Origin of the sequence: Brevundimonas sp., from assembly GCF_035626975.1 — a bacterium.
Classification (GTDB): Bacteria; Pseudomonadota; Alphaproteobacteria; order Caulobacterales; family Caulobacteraceae; genus Brevundimonas.
Genome location: NZ_DASPMQ010000019.1, coordinates 74834 through 92087, shown reverse-complemented (window position 1 = coordinate 92087; position 17254 = coordinate 74834). Strand labels below are relative to the sequence as shown.

17 protein-coding genes are annotated in these 17254 nt (G+C 69.9%); 7 read left to right on the top strand and 10 right to left on the bottom strand.

Going from position 1 to position 17254, the window contains the following annotated elements; genetic code table 11:
• Positions 1–19: 19 nt before the first annotated feature.
• Both uvrB and VEB62_RS05705 read right to left on the bottom strand, forming a co-directional pair.
• Positions 20–2368, bottom strand: coding sequence for an excinuclease ABC subunit UvrB (uvrB, locus tag VEB62_RS05710; protein WP_324796587.1), 2349 nt, complete (start codon positions 2366–2368; stop codon positions 20–22).
• 48 nt (positions 2369–2416) lie between these two features.
• Positions 2417–2614 carry a hypothetical protein gene (locus tag VEB62_RS05705; RefSeq protein ID WP_324796584.1) on the bottom strand — a complete coding sequence of 66 codons (198 nt, stop codon included), beginning with the start codon at positions 2612–2614 and terminating at the stop codon, positions 2417–2419.
• A 222-nt stretch (positions 2615–2836) separates the two neighbouring features.
• On the opposite strand from VEB62_RS05705, the gene VEB62_RS05700 reads away from it, so the two are divergent.
• Together VEB62_RS05700 and VEB62_RS05695 are read left to right on the top strand one after the other, a co-directional pair.
• On the top strand, positions 2837–3625 hold the full coding sequence (locus VEB62_RS05700) for an isocitrate lyase/PEP mutase family protein (RefSeq protein WP_324796582.1): 789 nt from the start codon (positions 2837–2839) through the stop codon (positions 3623–3625).
• Positions 3622–4182 carry a methylated-DNA--[protein]-cysteine S-methyltransferase gene (locus VEB62_RS05695; protein ID WP_324796580.1) on the top strand — a complete coding sequence of 187 codons (561 nt, stop codon included), beginning with the start codon at positions 3622–3624 and terminating at the stop codon, positions 4180–4182. The genes VEB62_RS05700 and VEB62_RS05695 overlap by 4 nt, the downstream gene beginning before the upstream one ends.
• 18 nt (positions 4183–4200) lie before the next feature.
• Here the strand turns inward: VEB62_RS05695 and VEB62_RS05690 are convergent, their stop codons facing one another.
• Positions 4201–5283 carry an AAA family ATPase gene (locus VEB62_RS05690; protein ID WP_324796577.1) on the bottom strand — a complete coding sequence of 361 codons (1083 nt, stop codon included), beginning with the start codon at positions 5281–5283 and terminating at the stop codon, positions 4201–4203.
• Positions 5284–5404: 121 nt separating this feature from the next.
• Here VEB62_RS05690 and VEB62_RS05685 point away from each other — a divergent pair, with 121 nt between their 5' ends.
• On the top strand, positions 5405–6229 hold the full coding sequence (locus VEB62_RS05685; RefSeq protein WP_324796575.1) for a sulfite exporter TauE/SafE family protein: 825 nt from the start codon (positions 5405–5407) through the stop codon (positions 6227–6229).
• Positions 6230–6250: 21 nt separating this feature from the next.
• On the opposite strand, the gene VEB62_RS05680 is transcribed toward VEB62_RS05685, so the two are convergent.
• Positions 6251–6760 carry a retropepsin-like aspartic protease family protein gene (locus VEB62_RS05680; protein ID WP_324796574.1) on the bottom strand — a complete coding sequence of 170 codons (510 nt, stop codon included), beginning with the start codon at positions 6758–6760 and terminating at the stop codon, positions 6251–6253.
• A 91-nt stretch (positions 6761–6851) separates the two neighbouring features.
• Positions 6852–7061, bottom strand: a complete 210-nt coding sequence (locus tag VEB62_RS05675; protein WP_324796572.1) for a DUF1289 domain-containing protein — start codon at positions 7059–7061, stop codon at positions 6852–6854.
• Positions 7062–7215: 154 nt separating this feature from the next.
• Between VEB62_RS05675 and VEB62_RS05670 the strand changes: the two genes are divergently transcribed.
• Together VEB62_RS05670 and VEB62_RS05665 are read left to right on the top strand one after the other, a co-directional pair.
• The gene (locus VEB62_RS05670) at positions 7216–7374 is read left to right on the top strand and encodes a hypothetical protein (RefSeq protein WP_324796569.1); all 159 of its coding nucleotides are present in this window, start codon (positions 7216–7218) and stop codon (positions 7372–7374) included.
• 173 nt (positions 7375–7547) lie between these two features.
• Positions 7548–8345, top strand: a complete 798-nt coding sequence (locus VEB62_RS05665; RefSeq protein WP_324796566.1) for a crotonase/enoyl-CoA hydratase family protein — start codon at positions 7548–7550, stop codon at positions 8343–8345.
• A 3-nt stretch (positions 8346–8348) separates the two neighbouring features.
• On the opposite strand, the gene VEB62_RS05660 is transcribed toward VEB62_RS05665, so the two are convergent.
• Genes VEB62_RS05660 through VEB62_RS05650 form a run of 3 tightly spaced genes read right to left on the bottom strand, consistent with a single transcriptional unit; the run spans position 8349 to position 11282 of the window.
• Complete coding sequence (locus VEB62_RS05660; RefSeq protein ID WP_324796564.1) at positions 8349–9362, bottom strand: HlyD family secretion protein; 1014 nt, start codon at positions 9360–9362, stop codon at positions 8349–8351.
• A gap of 25 nt (positions 9363–9387) precedes the next feature.
• Entirely contained in the window at positions 9388–10143 is a 756-nt protein-coding gene (locus tag VEB62_RS05655; protein WP_324796561.1) for an ABC transporter ATP-binding protein, read from the bottom strand.
• Positions 10140–11282, bottom strand: a complete 1143-nt coding sequence (locus tag VEB62_RS05650; protein ID WP_324796559.1) for an ABC transporter permease — start codon at positions 11280–11282, stop codon at positions 10140–10142. Before VEB62_RS05650 ends, VEB62_RS05655 begins: the two co-directional genes overlap by 4 nt.
• 162 nt (positions 11283–11444) lie before the next feature.
• Here VEB62_RS05650 and VEB62_RS05645 point away from each other — a divergent pair, with 162 nt between their 5' ends.
• Both VEB62_RS05645 and VEB62_RS05640 read left to right on the top strand, forming a co-directional pair.
• Positions 11445–13514 (top strand): S46 family peptidase, encoded by a 2070-nt coding sequence (locus VEB62_RS05645; RefSeq protein WP_324796556.1) that lies wholly within the window; start codon positions 11445–11447, stop codon positions 13512–13514.
• Positions 13515–13701: 187 nt separating this feature from the next.
• Positions 13702–15789 carry a S46 family peptidase gene (locus VEB62_RS05640; protein WP_324796553.1) on the top strand — a complete coding sequence of 696 codons (2088 nt, stop codon included), beginning with the start codon at positions 13702–13704 and terminating at the stop codon, positions 15787–15789.
• 18 nt (positions 15790–15807) lie between these two features.
• Here the strand turns inward: VEB62_RS05640 and pgsA are convergent, their stop codons facing one another.
• Positions 15808–16443: a CDP-diacylglycerol--glycerol-3-phosphate 3-phosphatidyltransferase gene (gene pgsA / locus VEB62_RS05635; RefSeq protein WP_324796550.1), complete on the bottom strand. Its 636-nt coding sequence runs from the start codon at positions 16441–16443 to the stop codon at positions 15808–15810.
• A 162-nt stretch (positions 16444–16605) separates the two neighbouring features.
• Positions 16606–17229: a carbonic anhydrase gene (locus VEB62_RS05630; RefSeq protein ID WP_324796547.1), complete on the bottom strand. Its 624-nt coding sequence runs from the start codon at positions 17227–17229 to the stop codon at positions 16606–16608.
• Positions 17230–17254 lie beyond the last annotated feature (25 nt).

Here is a 17254-nt window from a genome sequence, read left to right as displayed (position 1 = left end):
TTGCTAGGTCTGCCGCCCCCTACCGCCCCTTCCGGAACGCCTCCGCCTTCTCCGCCGCCGCGTCGGCCCGCCATCGCTTCGGCGCCGCCTTGTCGACCGTCTCGCCCTCCGCCGTCAGCACCTCATTCGCGAACTCGAGGTCCATCAGCTTCATGCGCTTGATCTCGTCGCGCAGGCGGGCGGCCTCCTCGAATTCGAGGTTGGCGGCGGCGTTGCGCATGCGGCCTTCGAGGTCCTTGAGGGCGGCCTGGAAGTTGGAGCCGGTGAAGGGCTTGCTCTCCTCGGCCATGCCCGGGGCGGTCAGTTTGTCGAGGGCCCGGGACTCATAGGGGCTGGCCATGATCTCGCGGATGTCGCGCTTGACCGACTCCGGGGTGATGCCGTGTTCGGCGTTGTACTCTTCCTGCTTGGCGCGGCGGCGGTTGGTCTCGGCGATGGCGCGCTCCATCGAGCCGGTCATGCGGTCGGCGTAGAGGATGACGCGGCCGTCGACGTTGCGCGCGGCGCGGCCGATGGTCTGGATCAGGCTGGTCTCGGAGCGCAGGAAGCCCTCCTTGTCGGCGTCGAGGATGGCGACCAGGCCGCACTCGGGGATGTCCAGGCCCTCGCGCAGCAGGTTGATGCCGATCAGGACGTCGAAGGCGCCCATGCGCAGGTCGCGCAGGATCTCGATCCGCTCGAGGGTGTCGACGTCGGAGTGCATGTAGCGGACGCGGACGCCCTGCTCGTGCATGTATTCCGTCAGGTCCTCGGCCATCTTCTTGGTCAGGACGGTGACGAGGGAGCGGTAGCCCTGACGGGCGACGGCCTTCACCTCGTCGATGACGTCGTCGACCTGGTTGCGGGTGTCGCCCGAGACGGGGCGGATCTCGACCGGGGGGTCGATCAGGCCGGTGGGGCGGATGACCTGTTCGGTGAAGACGCCGCCGGTCTTTTCCATCTCCCACGGGCCGGGGGTGGCGCTGACGAAGACGGTCTGGGGGCGCATGGCGTCCCATTCGTCGAACTTGAGCGGGCGGTTGTCGATCGCCGAGGGCAGGCGGAAGCCGTATTCGGCCAGGGTCGATTTGCGGCGGTAGTCGCCGCGGTACATGGCGCTGATCTGGCCGACGGTGACGTGGCTCTCGTCGACGAACAGCAGGGCGTTGTCGGGGATGTATTCGAAGAAGGTGGGCGGCGGCTCGCCGGGGGCGCGGCCGGTCAGCCAGCGGGAATAGTTCTCGATGCCGGCGCAGGAGCCGGTGGCCTCCATCATCTCCAGATCGAAGCGCACCCGCTGTTCGAGACGCTGGGCCTCGAGCAGCTTGCCGTTCTCGACCATCCAGTCGAGCGTCTCCTTCAGCTCGGCCTTGATGCCGGTGATGGCCTGGTTGAGCGAGGGCCGGGGGGTGACGTAGTGGCTGGCGGCGTAGACGGTGATCTCGGTCAGGTCGGCGGTCTTCTTGCCCGTGAGCGGGTCGAACTCCTGGATGGATTCCAGCTCGTCGCCGAACAGCTGGATGCGCCAGGCGCGGTCCTCCTGGTGGACCGGGAATATCTCGAGGACATCGCCGCGCTTGCGGAACATGCCGCGCTCGAAGGCGGCGTCGTTGCGCTTGTACTGCAGGGCGATCAGGTCGGCGCGGAGCTTGGCCTCATCGATAGTGTCGCCCACCTTCAGCGTGAAGGTCATCGCCGTATAGGTCTCGACCGAGCCGATGCCGTAGATGCAGCTCACGCTGGCCACCACGATCACGTCGTCCCGCTCCAGAATCGCCCGCGTCGCCGAGTGGCGCATGCGGTCGATCTGCTCGTTCACCGAGCTGTCTTTTTCGATGTAAGTGTCTGTTCTTGGTACGTAAGCTTCCGGTTGGTAGTAGTCGTAATAGCTGACGAAATACTCGACCGCATTGTCGGGGAAGAAGCTCTTGAACTCGCTGTAGAGCTGGGCGGCGAGGGTCTTGTTGTGGGCGAGGATCAGGGCGGGGCGCTGGGTCGCCTCGATGACCTTGGCCATGGTGAAGGTCTTGCCCGAGCCGGTGACGCCGAGCAGGACCTGGTCGCGTTCGCCGGTATTGGCGGTGGCGACGAGCTCGGCGATGGCCGAGGGCTGGTCGCCGGCGGGGGTGTATTTCGTGTCCAGCCGGAAGGGGATGTGCTTGCGGTTGTCGGGCCGGTCGGGACGGTGCGGGACCCAGTCGGACGGCTTGCCGGGGGCCTCCTCCGGCGTCAGGCGCGGGCCGGTGACCGGGGCGAACATCGGGGCGCGGTTCGACTTGACCGCCGGATCGAAGATGAATTTGGCCGGGGCCTCCGCCAGGCCCGACTGGCCAGGCGTGTGGACGGGCTTGGCGGGTTTGCCAGAGGACGGCGAGGGAGAACGGGCCATGAACGCAATCTAGGGGGCGGGACCGGACTCGGCTAGGGGCGGGGCCGGTCAGGCGCCGCGCATCAGAACCCCGGCGGTCAGGACGGCGAAGGCGATGGCCAGGGCATTGAACGCATGGTCGCGGATCACCGGGATGTCGACGCCGCCGTACTGGACCAGCATCGCGAGGACGGCGAGGATCACGGCGATGGCGAACAGGGGCACGGACGGGGCCGTGAGGGGAAGGGTGGCGCGACGAAAGGCCATGGGGCGAATGTCCTGATGCGCGACGCGGCGGGGCGCCCGTCCGAGCGCTGCTGTAACGCCGCGCCGCCGGGCCTGTTCCGGGGGCAAGCGCACGGCGTGGCGGCTGCTGACAGGATGGTGGCGGCAGGGTGGCGGCAGGACCGGTGAGAAAGTCCGGAAACCGCCAGCGCGCGCGGACGGCGGCGCCCATGTTATCCGTCGAACACAAGGAGAGACCCGCCCATGACCGCCTTCCGAGACCTGCACCGATCCGGCCTGCTGATCCTGCCCAACGTCTGGGACGGGGGCTCGGCGGCGCTGATGCGCTCGCTGGGGGCGAAGGCCGTCGCCACCACCAGCGCGGGCGTGGCCTGGGCGCTGGGCTGGCCGGACGGCGACGCCCTGCCGGTCGAGCGGGTGACGCAGGCGACGCGGGACGTGGTGCGGGCGGCGCAGGGCCTGCCGGTCTCGGTCGATTTCGAGGGCGGCTATTCCGACGACCCGGCCGAGGTGGCGGCCTCGGCGCGGACGGTGGTCGAGGCGGGGGCGCAGGGGATCAATATCGAGGACGGCGGCGGCTCGCCCGAACTGCTGGCGGCCAAGATCGCGGCCATCCGTGCGGCGGTGGGGCCGGATCTGTTCATCAACGCCCGCTGCGACGTGTGGCTGAGAGGCGTCGGCGAGGCCGGAACGCGCGTGGCCGAGGCGGCGCGGCGCGGGGCGATCTACCGGGCGGCGGGGGCGGACGGGCTGTTCGCCCCGGGGCTGGTCGACGAGGCGGGTATAGCGGAACTGGTTAAGGCCACGGACATGCCGCTGAACCTGCTGGCCTTCCCGGGCCTGCCGGACGCGAAGACGCTGGCGGGGCTGGGGGTGCGGCGGCTGAGCGCCGGCTCGGGCATCGTCGGGGCGGCGCTGGGCCGGGCGGCGGCGCTGACCCGCGGCTTCCTCGAGGACGGGCGCTCGGCCCCGCTGATGGAGGGGGCGCTGGGCTGGGGCGAACTCAACGCCCTGATGCCGGAGGCGCGATGAGCGAGCCCCCCGCCTCCCCTCCGGCCAGCCTGACCCTGTCGTGGCTGGACAGCCCGATCGGCCCGCTGGCCCTCGCCTGCGACGACGGCGGGGTGCTGCGCGGCCTGTCGTTCGGCGGCCCGGTCGAGGGCGGGCTGGTCAAGGCCATGCGGCGCGAATATCCGGCGGCGGCGCTGGTCGACGGGGAGGCCCCGGCGGCTGTGGCGCGCACCATCGCCGCCTATTTCGACGGCGACCGCGAGGCGCTGACCCGGGCGCCGTGGTCGCTCGACGGCGCGCACTCAGCGTCGGGGGCCGGCGACGGCTTCCAGGCGCGGGTCTGGCGCGCCCTCGCCGCGGTGCCGGCGGGCGTGACCATCAGCTACGGCGAGATGGCGCGGCGCGCGGGCGAGCCGGGCGCGGCCCAGGCGGCGGGCGTGGCGCTGAACCGCAACCCCATCCCGCTGGTGCTGGCCTGCCACCGGGTGATCGGGGCGGACGGGGCGCTGGTGGGCTTTGGCGGCGGGCTGGAAAGGAAGGGCTGGCTGCTGAGGCACGAGGGGGCATTGCTGATCTAGCCACGCCCCCTTTCGCGGTTAGCGGCGCACGCTCACCCGCGCCTCGAGATCCGCCCAGCGGCGGGTCAGGTCGCGGAGCTCTTCGCGGAGGCGGGCGGCTTCGGTGCGGGTGATCGAGCCGTTGCGCTCGCCGGCGACGATACGGGCCTCGATCTCGGCGGAGCGGGAATCGTAGCCGTAGCCGCCGTCATAGCCGCCCTCGTCGCCGACGCGGCGATTCAGTTCGGCCAGGCGGCTGGCCAGGTCTTCCTGTTCGCGGGCGCTGAGGCCGTCGCGGCGATAGTCGGACTCAAGCCGGACCAGGGCGTCGAAGTCGGCGCGCAGCCGGGTCCCTTCGCTGCGGGTCACGTCGCGATTGCGCACGGCCACATCGACGCGGGCGCTGAAGGCGGCGCGCTGGTCGGCCAGCGGCTGCCAGCCGTAGCCCGCGTCGTCGTCGCGGCGCTCGTCGCCGACGCGCTGGGACAGGGCGCGGTAGCGGTCGCGCAGTTCGCGGCGCTCGGTCGTGGTCATGCGGCCGTCGGCGGCGTAGCGGGTCTCGAGCTGCACAAGGGCGTCGTAGTCGTCGCGCAGGCGGCCGGCCTCGGTCCGGCTGATCGAGCCGTCGCGGACGCCGGCCTCGATGCGGGCGTCGAGATCGGCGCGGCGCTGGTAGAGGGGACGGCGGCCCCGGCTCCAGTCCTCATCGAGCACCTGATCGCCCTGGTCGGCGGTCTGCACCCCGAACAGGGCGCCGAGCAGGGCGCCGAAGACGCCGCCGGGCTGGTCCTGGACGGCGGGTTGGCCCGAGCCCCAGGAATCGTCGGGATAGAGCGGGCCGACGGTGGCGGTGGCGCCGCTGCAGCTGAGCACGCCGTTGCGGTTGGTGATGGCGCTGCGGCAATCGACGCTGCGGATCGAGCTCCAGCGGAAGCCGCCCTCGGCCTGGCACTCGGCCGAGACATAGCCATTGGCCAGCTGCTCGACGTTGCGGCACGACGAGGGGACTGCGGCCTGGCCGGATGGGTAGGCGGTGTAGGGCGTCTGGGCCTGGGCGGCGGCGGCGGCGGACAGGGCCAGCGCGCCGGCCGCGAGGGCCGACAGGGTGTTAATCGCGGTCATGGGGGTTTCTTTCCGGCGAATGCCTTGTGCGGAAAGAACGGGGTTAGGGGATGAAGGTTGCTCGCGGCGCGGAGAAGACCGCCCTCCCCTCGCCTGTCCGGCTCCGCTAGAGCTTGCCGCCATGACCGCCCTGCCCCTGAACGAAATCCTGCTGTTGCTCGCCGCGCTGGTCGCCGCCGGGCTGGCCGGCGGGGTCGTGGCCGGGCTGTTCGGGGTCGGCGGGGGCACGGTGATCGTGCCGGCGGTGTTCTACGCCTTCGAGGTGCTGGGCGTCGGGGGCGAGGGCAATCTGCACACGGCGATCGGGACGTCGCTGCTGACCATCGTCGCGACCTCGTGGCGGTCGCTCAGGGCGCACCGGACGCACGGGGCGGTGGACGAGGTGGTGCTGAAGACCTGGACGCCATGGGTGGCGTTCGGGGGACTGGTCGGGGCGGCCGTGGCGGGCGTGACTTCGATGGAGGGGCTGGCTCTTGTCTACGGCGTGTGCCTGGCGCTGGTGGCGGCGCAGCTGGGGCTGATGCCCGAACGGTTCGTGCTGAGGCCGACGATGCCGACCGGCTGGGGGCGGCGCGGCTTCGGGACGCTGATCGGCGGGCTGTCGGCGATGATGGGGATCGGCGGCGGCAGCTTCGGCGGCATGCTGATGACGCTGTGCGGACGGCCTATCCACCAGGCGGTGGCGACGGCCTCGGGTTTCGGCGTGGCCATCGGGGCGGCGGCGACGGTCGGGTTCGTGGCGTTCGGCTGGGACGCCGTCGGGCGGCCGCCGCTGTCGCTGGGCTACGTCAACGTGCCCGGGGCGGTGGTGATGGCGGTGCTGACCACGGCGGTGGCGCCGTGGGGGGCGAAGCTGGCGCATTCGCTGGACCGGCGGGTGCTGCGAAAGGCGTTCGCGCTGTATCTGCTGGCGACCGCGATTTCGGTGGTGGTGAAGGCGGTTTGAGGCCGCCGGCGCCGCCTCGCCTCAGGGGCGAAGCGTGAGGCCCGCGGGCGTGGCGCTGAACGACGACAGGCGGCCGAGATAGCTCATGCCGAGGAGGGAGTGGGGCAGGCCCTGCTCGACGACGAGGGCCTGGACGCGCTCGACGCGGGCGCCGGCGACGGCGACGGCCTCGAGTTCGACCGCGGCGGCGCGGACCGGGCCGGACGCGGTGATGACGGTTCCGGAAAAGTCGGCGGGGGTGAGCTTGAGGCCGAGGCGGGCGGCGTCGTCGCGGGTCAGGGCCACGACGCTGGCCCCGGTGTCGACCATGACGCGGACGGCGCACCCGTCGATCAGGGCGTCGGCCCAGTAGTGGCCGTCCGCGGCCTTGAGCACCTGGGCGGGACCGCCGGTCGCCGGGGCGGAGACCGCCGGCATGGGGGCGGCGTGGGCCTGACCGCGCAGCCCGGTCTGATCCATCCACCAGGCGGTGGTCAGGGCCGAGGCGACGGCGAAGGCCATGACGGCCGCGGAGGAGAGATCGAACCTCATGGCGGTGTTCTCGCACGGCGTCGTTGGGATGCGGTGAAGAGGGATGGTTGGCGGGGGGTAAACGGGAAAGGACGGCGGCGAGGCCGGCCGTCTACGCCCTCGCGCGCGCCGCGCGGGCCGGCAGCTCGGCCATGATCGCCGCGCGCTCATCGTCCGACAGGCCGCTCCAGCCGCCGATCTCGGACAGGGTGCGCCAGCAGCCGAGGCAGAGGCCCGAGGCGCCGTCGACGATACAGACCTTGACGCAGGGGGTGGCGATCGAGCGGGGCGGTTGCGGGTTTCGGGCGACGGGTGATGACATCAGCGTGAAACATGATCCGGCTGCGGAGTAAAAATACTTGCGTTTCCGGTCGAGGGACGCTACCTTGACCGTGACGCGAAACGACTATGACGGTGAGACTCCCGATCAGCACGACGTGTCTCTTTTCATCGTTCAACGAAAGGAGACATCAAAGATGAACGACAAGGACCGCAATCTCCAGCACGCCATGATGTCCTTCGCCCTGTGGGGCGGGATGCTGGTGAACACCAGGGGCACGAACGGGGCCGGCGATCGGGTGATCAGCCACCCTTCGAACTTCCAGCCGATCAGGATCGACAAGCCGCGCCGCTAGGCCACCCCGGATCGAATGACAGAGCCCCGGCCCGCAAGGCCGGGGTTTTGTGCTTTCCAGGGGCGCTATCGCCCTTCGGGCTGCTTGAGCGCGGAATTCTGGCGGCGCTATCGCCCTTCGGGCTGCTTGAGCGCGGATTTGCGCCCTGCCCGCCCATGCGGCACTGCTAGGGCATGACCCTGATCCAGACCGAACGACGCGGCGCCATCGAGATCTGGACGCTGTCGCGGCCCGAGCGGCTCAACGCCCTGCCCGATCTCGAGGACGGCGAGGCCTTCGCGGCGGCGTGCGTGGCGGTGAACCACGATCCCGCGGTGCGCTGCGTGGTGATCACCGGCGCGGGGCGGGCGTTCTCGGCCGGCGGCGACCTGAAGGCGATGCGCGACCGCCGGGATCTGTTCGCGGGTTCGGGTGCGGATATCCGCGAGCGCTATCGGCGGGTGGTGCACCGGATCGTGCGGTCGCTGTACGGGCTGGAGGTTCCGCTGGTGGCGGCGGTCAACGGGCCGGCCATGGGGCTGGGCTGCGACATCGCCGGCCTCGCCGACATCCGGCTGGCCTCGACCGAGGCGACGTTCGGCGTGCCGTTCCTCAAACTGGGCATATTGCCGGGCGACGGCGGGGCGTGGCTGCTGCCGCGGAACGTCGGCTATGCGCGGGCGGCGGAGATGCTGTTCACCGGCGACACGATCGACGCGGCGACGGCGGAACGGTGGGGGCTGATCAACCATGTGGTCGCGCCGGACGCGCTGATGGAAGAGGCGCTGAAGATCGCGGCCAGGGTGGCGGCGCACGGCCCGCAGGCGCTGCGCATGGCCAAGACCCTGCTGCGCCAGGGTCGCGACATGAATTTCGACCAGATGCTGGAGATGACCGCGGCGATGCAGGCGCTGGCGCATCTGACGGACGATCACGCGGAGGGGGTGGCGGCCGTGCTGGAGAAGCGGCCCGGGACGTTCACGGGGCGCTGATCGTCAGCTCCTGGCCGGGGCCTGCATGGCGCGATCGGCGGAGACGCCCGCGGCGGCGGCGCGCGGGGCCCCCGCGCGCTCGCCGGGCTTCATGAACTTGACCAGCACCCGCTGGCCGATCAGCAGCGGGGCGTTGTCGGCGGAGACGACCACCTCGACGACCCGCTCGTCGGTGCGCTGCGAGGGGTCCTCGGAGGCCAGCTTGCGGGCGCCGAACAACGGCGCGCGGCGCAGGACGCGGCCGACGTAGACCCTGGACTGGTCGACCTCGGAGACCAGTTCGACCTCCTGGCCGTCGGTGACATTGGGGATGTCGGCCTCGACGATCTCGGCGCGGACGATGCGTTGGGTGTTGGGCTCGAGGTCGAACATGTTGGACACGTTCAGGGTCGAGGCCCCGGCGCCCGGATTGGCGTAGCGACGCACGATGCGGCCGTCCATCGGGGCGCGGATCACGGTCAGTTCGAGGTTATAGGCGGCCTCGTTGAGGCGGGCCCGGGAGGTCTGGACCGCGGCCTGCTGTGAGGCCAGGCGGGCCTCGGCCGTGGAGATGGCGTCGCGGGCCTGGTCGAGGCGCTGGGCGGCGACGAAATTGGTGGCGACCAGCTGCTCAAGCCGCTCGTACTCCCGGCGGGCGGTGTTGATCTCGACCTGGGTCATGCGCAGCTGGCTCTGGGCCTGGGCGACCTCGGCCTGGGCGCGGGCCAGGGCCAGGCGCGGCTCGTCGTCTTCCTGACGGGCGAGAATCTGGCCGGAGGCGACTCGCTCGCCCTCCTGGACATAGACGGCGCGGACCACGCCGCCGCGGCGGGCGGCGACCTGGATGATGCCGCCTTCGACATCAGCCTTGCCGTTGGCGATGGCCGCGTAGGGGCTGTCGATCTTCTCGGCGGCCGCCTTCTCCTGCTCGACCTTCTTCGCCGCCGCGCCCTGTTGCATGAACAGGAAGCCGGCGACGACCACCAGGATCAGCGCCAGGCCGATCCAGAGCCACTTGTTCTTGAGGAAGCGGGGCATTTTTCGAAGGTCCTTGAGGATCGGTCTAGTGCGAGCCGAGAGTGGCGTTGGGATCGGGCGTGCGACGCTGGTCGTCGAGAATGCGGCCGTCCTCGATGTGGATGACCCGGTCCGCCCAGGCCTCGAGGCGCGGGTCATGGGTCACGCAGATGACGGCTGCGCCGTGTTCCGTGGCCGCCCGGCGCAGCAGGCGGATGACCACCTGGCCGTTCTCGCCGTCAAGCGCCGAGGTCGGCTCGTCGGCGAACAGCAGGGCTGGGTTCTTGGACAGGGCGCGGGCGATGGCGATGCGCTGCTTTTCGCCGCCGGACAGGGAGTCGGGTCTCTGGTTCAGGCGGGCGCCGAGGCCCACTTCCTCAAGCGCCGCGACGGCGCGGCGGCGGGCCTCGTCCTTGGGCACGCCCTGGTACTTCAGCACGGTCATGACCTGCTGCGTCGCGTTCAGCGCCGGAAACAGGTTGAAGCCCTGGAAAATGAAACCGCAATTATCGAGACGGAACTTGTCGATGCGGCCGGCCGAATGATCCCAGAGATCCTCCACCTCCAGCGCGTCGACGCGCCCCTCCTCCGGTTTGAGCAGGCCTGACAGGGCGGCGACGAGAGTCGACTTGCCCGAGCCGGACGGGCCCATGACCATGGTCATCTCGCCATGGCGCGCGTCGAAGTCGACGCCCTTGAGGACCTCGATGAAGGCGCGGCCGGTCTTGAAGCGCTTGACCAGCCCCCTGGCCTCGATAGCCGACTCGCCGGCGCGGCCGTGGGTGACGGTGTTCGGGTTCATCGCAGCAGATCCGCCGGCTGGCTCTTCTTCAGGACGCCCAGCGACAGGAAGCCGGAGGCGAGGGCGATGATCAGCAGCATCACGCAGACGCCGGCGACCATCGGGATGGGAAAGGACATGGTCAGGCCGCCCATCCGGGCCAGCAGCGACACGCCCCAGGTCAGCAGGCCGGAGGCCAGAATGCCCGCGATGCCGACCCAGAAGCTCAGCTCCATGACCACGGCGCGGAGCGAGCCCATCGAGACCCCCAGGGCGCGCAGGGAGGCGAACTCCTTGATGTTGGCCATGATGGCCCCGCGCAGGGTCTGCCAGGTGATGGCGACGCCGATCAGGATTCCGAGGAACAGGGAGAAGCCCAGCATGATGACGATGAAGCTCTCCTTGAACATCGCCGCCTCGCCGGCCCTGCTGAGTTCCGGCCGTGTCCAGGCCTTGAACTGGTCGCGCGAGCCGGCGTTCAGCTGGGCCGCGACGATGTCGGCATCGGCCCCGGGACGCAGGCTGACCATCAGCGGCCCGACGCGTTCGCCGTTCGACGCTTCGCCCAGCATGCGCAGGGTGTCGCGCGAGACGACGATGCCGGCGTTCATCATATTGGGATAGCCGCGGGTGACGGCGACGACGCGAACGGTCTTGCCGTTGTAGATCGCCTTGTCGCCCAGCTTGACGCCCAGCCGATTGAGGGAGGTCTCGTCGACGGCGACGCCAAAGGGCTGGCGCAGGGCCTCGATCAGGGCGGGGGAATAGTCGGTGGGAACGGTGACGGCGCCGGGCACGGCGTCGATGGCCGAAACCTGGACGCCTTCGCTCTTACGCGGACCGTCGCCTTCGACGATATTCTGCCAACGCCCCCAGGACCCGTCGAGGTCGGCGACCGCAACGACGTCCGGATGGCTGTTGACCATGGGCATGACGCGGCGCGGCACGCCGGACGGGCCGCCGTTGAACAGACCCGTCGCCCCCGGCGCCAGCACCATGACGTCGGCGCGGGCCCGGTCGATGGTGGCGGTGAAGGCCTTGCCAATGCCCATGAACATGCCGACCTGGGCCAGCACGAGCAGACCCGAGAAGGCGAGCGCCACGATGGCCGCCATATAGCGCCGCCACTCATAGAGCAGGGTGGAGAGTGCAAGCGACATCGAGAAGAACCGGCCCCCGGGGTTACGCCGCTATCTGAAGGCGCCGATGGTTGGGGCCAAGTTAAATCGGATTAAGGCCATGTGGATGGCCTTCGTTCACCGGCGGTGCTTAGGATGGCGCATCCAATCCGGCGGGAGCCGGCTGCCCTAGAGAGCTTGAGCATGATCCTCCGTTCGCTTCGGTCCGCCATTTCGGTGACCGCTTCCCTCGCCGCCCTCGCCGGCGCCATGGCCGTCATGGCTGTTCCGTCCGCCGCCATGGCCGACGAGGGCATGTGGACGTTCGACAACTTCCCCATCCAGACCGTGAACCAGAAATACGGCACCCGGATCGATCAGGCGTGGCTGGACCGGCTGCGGCTGGCCTCGGTGCGCATCCAGGGCTGTTCGGCGTCGTTCGTGTCGCCCGAGGGGCTGATCCTGACCAACTGGCACTGCGTGGTCGGGTGCGCCCAGGAGCTGTCGGACCCGCAGAAGGACTATGTGAAGAACGGCTTCACGGCCGCGGCGCGCGAGGACGAGATCCGCTGCCCGGGCCAGACGGCCGAGGTGCTGACCGAGATCGTCGACGTCACCGCCCGCGTCCAGGGCGCCGGCCAGGGACTGGAAGGCGCGGCCTTCAACGCGGCGCGGCAGGCCGAGATCACCAAAATCCAGGACGAGGCCTGCGCCGGCGACGAGACGTTCAACTGCCAGGTGATCAGCCTGTACCGGGGCGGCCAGTACAGCCTGCACAAATTCCGCAAGTATGACGACGTGCGGCTGGTCTTCGCGCCCGAGAACCAGGCGGCCTTCTTCGGCGGTGATCCCGACAATTTCAACTTCCCGCGCTACGCCCTCGACGCCGGTTTCCTGAGGGCCTACGAGGACGGCAAGCCGGTCGAGACGCCGAACTTCCTGAAGTGGAACGCCGAGGCCCCGAAGGAAGGCGATGTCACCTTCGTCGCCGGCAATCCGGGCTCGACCTCCCGCCTGCTGACGATGAGCCAGCTGGAGCGCCTGCGCGACCAGCAGCTGCCGGTCACCCTGATCCAGAACTCGGAGCTGCGCGGGCGCCTGCTCGAATATTCGCTGACCGGCGACGAGGCCAAGCGGGTGTCGTTCGATCCGATTTTCGGCCTGGAGAACAGCTTCAAGGTCTATTACGGCCAGCAGGGCGCCCTGACCGATCCGGCCTTCATGGCCCGCAAGCGCGCCGAGGAAGATGAGCTGCGCGCCCGCGTCGCGGCCGACCCGAACCTGGTGCAGCAGATCGGCGACCCGTGGACGGAGCTGGCGCGCGTCCAGGCGACGGCGACCGAGCTGTATCTGCCGTATCGCCAGCTCGAACAGGCGGCCGGCGGCGGCTCGCAGCTCTATACCTGGGCTCGCGCCCTGATCCGCGCCGCCAAGAACCCGGCCATGACGGAAGCCCAGCGCGCCCGCCTGGCCGAGGCCATTGGCGCGGAGACGCCGGTCTCGGCCGACATGGAAGAGATCCGCATGCGCTACTGGCTGTCCAAGACGCGCGAATACCTGACCGTCGACCATCCGCAGGTGAAGGCGATGCTGGGCCGCGAGAGCCCCGAGGCGCTGGCCGACCGCCTGGTTTCCGGCACGAAGCTGGCCGATGCGGAATTCCGGCGGCAGGCGCTGGGCATGACGGTGGAGCAGCTGTCGGCGGCCGATCCGCTGCTGGCCTTCGTCGCCGCCAATGACGCGGCCGCCAAGGCGATCGCCGACCGCTGGGCGGCCGAGGTCAATGCGCCGACCGCCCGCGCGGCCGAGAAGGTCGCCCAGGCGCGGTTCGCCGTCTACGGGACCAACCAGTATCCGGACGCGACCTTCAGCCTGCGCCTGTCGTACGGCGAGGTGAAGGGCTGGACGTACCGTGGCGTGACCGTGCCGCCGTTCACCTACATCGGCGGCCTGTATGAGCGGGCCACCGGATCGGAGCCCTTCAGCCTCGCCCAGGCCTTCGCCGACAACGAGGCCCGGGTGAACAAGGCGGTGGTCTACGACTTCGTCTCGACCAACGACATCATCGGCGGCAACTCCGGCTCGCCGGTGGTCAACGCCGAGGGCGAGGTGATCGGCGCGGCCTTCGACGGCAACATCCACTCGCTGGGCGGCGCCTTCGGCTACGACGGCGAGCTGAACCGGACGGTGACGGTGTCGACCGCGGCCATCACCGAGGTGCTCCGCACCGTCTATCCCAACCCGCGCATCCTGGAAGAGCTGGGCGTGGAGTAACCTCCCTTCTCCCCTTGCGGGAGAAGGTGTCAGGCAAAGCCTGACGGATGAGGGGTCGCACCGGTCTTGCCGGGCGACCCCTTCGTCATTCATGGTCCGGCCATCAAATCGGGTCCGCCTGTGCGACCCCTCATCCGTCGGCCTCCGGCCGCCACCTTCTCCCGCGGGGAGAAGGAAGGAGTGTTTCATGCGTCACCTCACCCTCGCCGCCTCCGCCGCCGTTCTCGCCTTCGCCGCCGCCTCTTCGGCGCACGCCGAAGAGGGCATGTGGACGTTCGACAACTTCCCCATCGCGCGCGCCAACCAGACGCTGGGGACGAACATCGACCAGGCGTGGCTGGACCGGGTGCGGCTGTCCTCGGTCAAGTACGGCGGCTGTTCGGCCGGCCTCGTCTCGGGCGAGGGCCTGGTGATGACCAACAACCATTGCGTCGCCACCTGCGTGGCCAATCTGTCCACCCCGGCGGTGAATTACGCCGAGACCGGCTTCGCGCCGCGGACCCGCGAGGAAGAGCTGAAATGCCCCGGCGGCACGGCGGAGATCCTGACCGACATTTCCGACGTGACGGCGCGGATGCACGCGGCGGGCGCGGGGCTGGAAGGCCAGGCCTTCACCCAGGCGCGCGACGCCGAATCCGGCCGGATCGAGCAGGAGGCCTGCGCCGGCGACGCCACCGTGCGCTGTCAGGTGGTCAGCCTGTACCGGGGCGGCCAGTTCAAGCTGTATAAATTCCGCCGCTACACCGACGTCCGGCTGGCCTGGGCGCCGGAGGACCGGGCGGCGACGTTCGGCGGCGACCTGGACAACTTCAGCTTCCCACGCTTCGCCATCGATGCGGCCTTCATCCGCCTCTACGAGAACGGCCAGCCGGTGGCGACGCCCACGCACTTCAAATGGAATGCCTCGAAGCCCGTCGAGGGCACGCCGGTGTTCGTCGCCGGCAGCCCCGGCGCGACCCAGCGGCTGCTGACCCAGGACCAGTTGATGACGATCCGGGACGTGGTCTTGCCGATGGATCAGCTGATCGCCTCGGAGCTGCGCGGACGGCTGATCCGATTCTCGGAAGAGAGCGACGAGAACGCCTTCATCGCCATGGACCCGATCGTCGGGCTGGAGAACACCTACAAGCGCGGACTGGGGCGGATGCGGGCGCTGATCGATCCGGCCTTCATGGCCGGACGGGCCGCGGGCGAGGCGGAGTTCCGCCGCCGGGTCGCGGCCGACGCCGCCCTCGCCGCGCGCATCGGCGACCCCTGGGCCGAGCTTGCCGCGGTGCAGCCGATCCAGCGCGAGACCTATGCCGCCTATGCCCTGCTGGAAGGCGCGACCGGCGTGGGAACGACTCCGGTGGCCGGCGGGTCGCAGTTGTTCAACTGGGCCCGGACCCTCGTGCGCGGCGCGCAGGAACGCGAAAAGCCGTCAGCCGAGCGGCTGCCCGAATATGCCGACAGCCGACTGGCGGCGGCCCAGTCCGCCCTGTTCGCCGAGCGGCCGATCTATCCGGCGCTGGATCAGGTCCGGATCGAATGGTGGCTGTCCAAGACCCGCGAATGGCTGACGGTCGACAACCCCGCGGTCCGCGGTCTGCTCGGCGCGGAATCTCCGGAAGCCCTCTCGGCGCGTCTGGTCAACGGCACGAAACTGGCCGATCCGGCGGTCCGCAGGGCGCTGTGGGAGGGTGGACTGGCCGCCGTCCAGGCCTCGGACGACCCGCTGATCCAGTATCTGTTGTCGATCCAGGACGAGACCCGCGCGGCGCGGTCCGACTGGGAGAACCGGGTCCAGGCCCCGACCGACCGCGCCTCGGAACGGCTGGCCGCCGCCCGTTTCGCCGCCTATGGCGACAGCGTCTATCCGGACGCCACCGGCACCCTGCGGCTGACCTATGGCAAGATCGAGGGCTCGGACGTGCCGGGCCAGCGCTGGGGTCCCTTCACCACCTTCGACGGCCTGTGGGATCGCGCGACCGGGGCGCCGCCGTTCGACGTGGCGCCGAAGCTGCTGGCCGCCCGCGACCGGATCGACGGCGACACGGTGATGAACATGACGCTGTCGTCCGACACCATCGGCGGATCGTCGGGCAGTCCGGTGGTCAATGAGGCGGGCGAGATCCTGGGAGCCAATTTCGACTCCACCGTCCTGACCCAGCGCAACGCCTACGGCTACGACCGCAACGTCAACCGCTCGGTGATCGTGACCACCGGCGCGGTGACCACGGCGCTGCGGGACGTCTACGGGATGGAGCGGCTGGTTGAGGAGCTGGGGGTCGAATAGACCCTCCTTTCCCCGGAGTCAGAGCTGGCTCATTTTCTGCTGGGCCTTGGAGAAATACTGCCAGCCGGTCCACAGGGTGACGATGGCGGCGACCCAGATCAGCAGGTAGGCGAAGGTCTGGAAGTGGGGCTGCCACTCCAGCGGCCAGCCGAAGCCGTCCCACAGCAGGGCGATCTGCAGCGCGCCGAGAGCGACCATCTGCAGCATGGTCTTCCACTTGGCCAGCAGGGTGACGGGCAGCTTGACCTTGCCGGCCACGGTCTCGCGCAGGGCCGAGACGGCGAATTCGCGGAACAGGATCAGGCCGCAGGGAATGGCGCTCTGGGCCACCGACCCCCAGGCCAGCACGCCGAGGATGGCCCCGGTGACCAGCACCTTGTCGGCGATGGGATCGAGGATGGCGCCCCAGCGGGTGGTGGCGTGCCAGCGCCGCGCCAGATAGCCGTCGACCCAGTCGGTCGAGGCGGCGACCACGAAGATGGCGAAGGCGGTGCGGCCGAGGCGGAACTGGTCGTCCGGGCTCAGATAGTCGGACAGGACCGGAATGCCCTGCGGCGCCGCGCCGGCCAGGATCAGGAACATCACCACCCCCGCGACGAGCCTGAGGCCCGTCAGGATGTTCGGAATGGGATTGGCGTGGTGGGTGGGGGTCATGGGCTGCATCCGTGCTTCAACGCCGATGTGCCACGCTTCGATGCGTGAGGCGAGCAGGGCGAGATCGGTCGTGACGGACGTCGTCCATCACGGCTCAGATTTCGCTCCCTGAGTCTGGACCATTTTCTGGATTCAGGTCGATCCGACCTGAAGCAAGAATGGTCATAGGGCCACGAAGCGGCCCGGACCGGCGAGCGCGCGCAGGATGCCGTCGGCGATGCCGAAATGCAGGCCGGTGAGGGTCAGCTCGCCGGCCGCCTCGCGCTCGGCGATCCAGGGGAAGGTGCGCAGGTTGTCGAGCGACAGACGGACCACGGCCTCCTCGGCCGCCCGTTCGACCTGGTCCGGCTCAACGGCCTCGGCCACGCGGCGGACCACCGGGGTCGCTTGCCCGACCCACGGAGCGACGAAGTCGCGGCAGTTCTCGGGCGCGCCGTTCAGCATGGCGCCGACGCCGCCGCAATGGGCGTGGCCCATGACCACGATGCGCGACACGTTCAGCACCTTGACCCCGAACTCGAGCGCCGCCGAGACGCCATGCAGGCGGCCGTCGGGCTGGTAGGGCGGCACCAGATTGGCGACGTTGCGGACCACGAACAGCTGGCCCGGGGCGGTGTCGAAGATCAGGGCCGGGTCGGCGCGGCTGTCCGAACAGGCGACGACCAGGGTGTGCGGCCGCTGGCCCTCGACCGCGAGGGCCTCATAGTCGGCCTTGGCGGCCGGCCAGCGTTCGGTGCGGAAACGTCGATAGCCTGCGGCCAGTTCGTCGTCGGTAGACTCGCTCATGAACGCGCCATGCCTCAAACCCCGC

Coding starts and splice junctions, on each gene's coding strand:
- VEB62_RS05700 (WP_324796582.1), top strand. CDS start 2,837: ATGACCGCCTTCCGAGACCTGCACCGATCCGGCCTGCTGATCCTGCCC.
- VEB62_RS05655 (WP_324796561.1), bottom strand. CDS start 10,143: ATGAACCCGAACACCGTCACCCACGGCCGCGCCGGCGAGTCGGCTATC.
- VEB62_RS05685 (WP_324796575.1), top strand. CDS start 5,405: ATGACCGCCCTGCCCCTGAACGAAATCCTGCTGTTGCTCGCCGCGCTG.
- VEB62_RS05680 (WP_324796574.1), bottom strand. CDS start 6,760: ATGAGGTTCGATCTCTCCTCCGCGGCCGTCATGGCCTTCGCCGTCGCC.
- pgsA (WP_324796550.1), bottom strand. CDS start 16,443: ATGACCCCCACCCACCACGCCAATCCCATTCCGAACATCCTGACGGGC.
- VEB62_RS05650 (WP_324796559.1), bottom strand. CDS start 11,282: ATGTCGCTTGCACTCTCCACCCTGCTCTATGAGTGGCGGCGCTATATG.
- VEB62_RS05665 (WP_324796566.1), top strand. CDS start 7,548: ATGACCCTGATCCAGACCGAACGACGCGGCGCCATCGAGATCTGGACG.
- VEB62_RS05695 (WP_324796580.1), top strand. CDS start 3,622: ATGAGCGAGCCCCCCGCCTCCCCTCCGGCCAGCCTGACCCTGTCGTGG.
- VEB62_RS05670 (WP_324796569.1), top strand. CDS start 7,216: ATGAACGACAAGGACCGCAATCTCCAGCACGCCATGATGTCCTTCGCC.
- VEB62_RS05640 (WP_324796553.1), top strand. CDS start 13,702: ATGCGTCACCTCACCCTCGCCGCCTCCGCCGCCGTTCTCGCCTTCGCC.
- VEB62_RS05690 (WP_324796577.1), bottom strand. CDS start 5,283: ATGACCGCGATTAACACCCTGTCGGCCCTCGCGGCCGGCGCGCTGGCC.
- VEB62_RS05645 (WP_324796556.1), top strand. CDS start 11,445: ATGATCCTCCGTTCGCTTCGGTCCGCCATTTCGGTGACCGCTTCCCTC.
- VEB62_RS05705 (WP_324796584.1), bottom strand. CDS start 2,614: ATGGCCTTTCGTCGCGCCACCCTTCCCCTCACGGCCCCGTCCGTGCCC.
- VEB62_RS05675 (WP_324796572.1), bottom strand. CDS start 7,061: ATGTCATCACCCGTCGCCCGAAACCCGCAACCGCCCCGCTCGATCGCC.
- VEB62_RS05630 (WP_324796547.1), bottom strand. CDS start 17,229: ATGAGCGAGTCTACCGACGACGAACTGGCCGCAGGCTATCGACGTTTC.
- VEB62_RS05660 (WP_324796564.1), bottom strand. CDS start 9,362: ATGCCCCGCTTCCTCAAGAACAAGTGGCTCTGGATCGGCCTGGCGCTG.
- uvrB (WP_324796587.1), bottom strand. CDS start 2,368: ATGGCCCGTTCTCCCTCGCCGTCCTCTGGCAAACCCGCCAAGCCCGTC.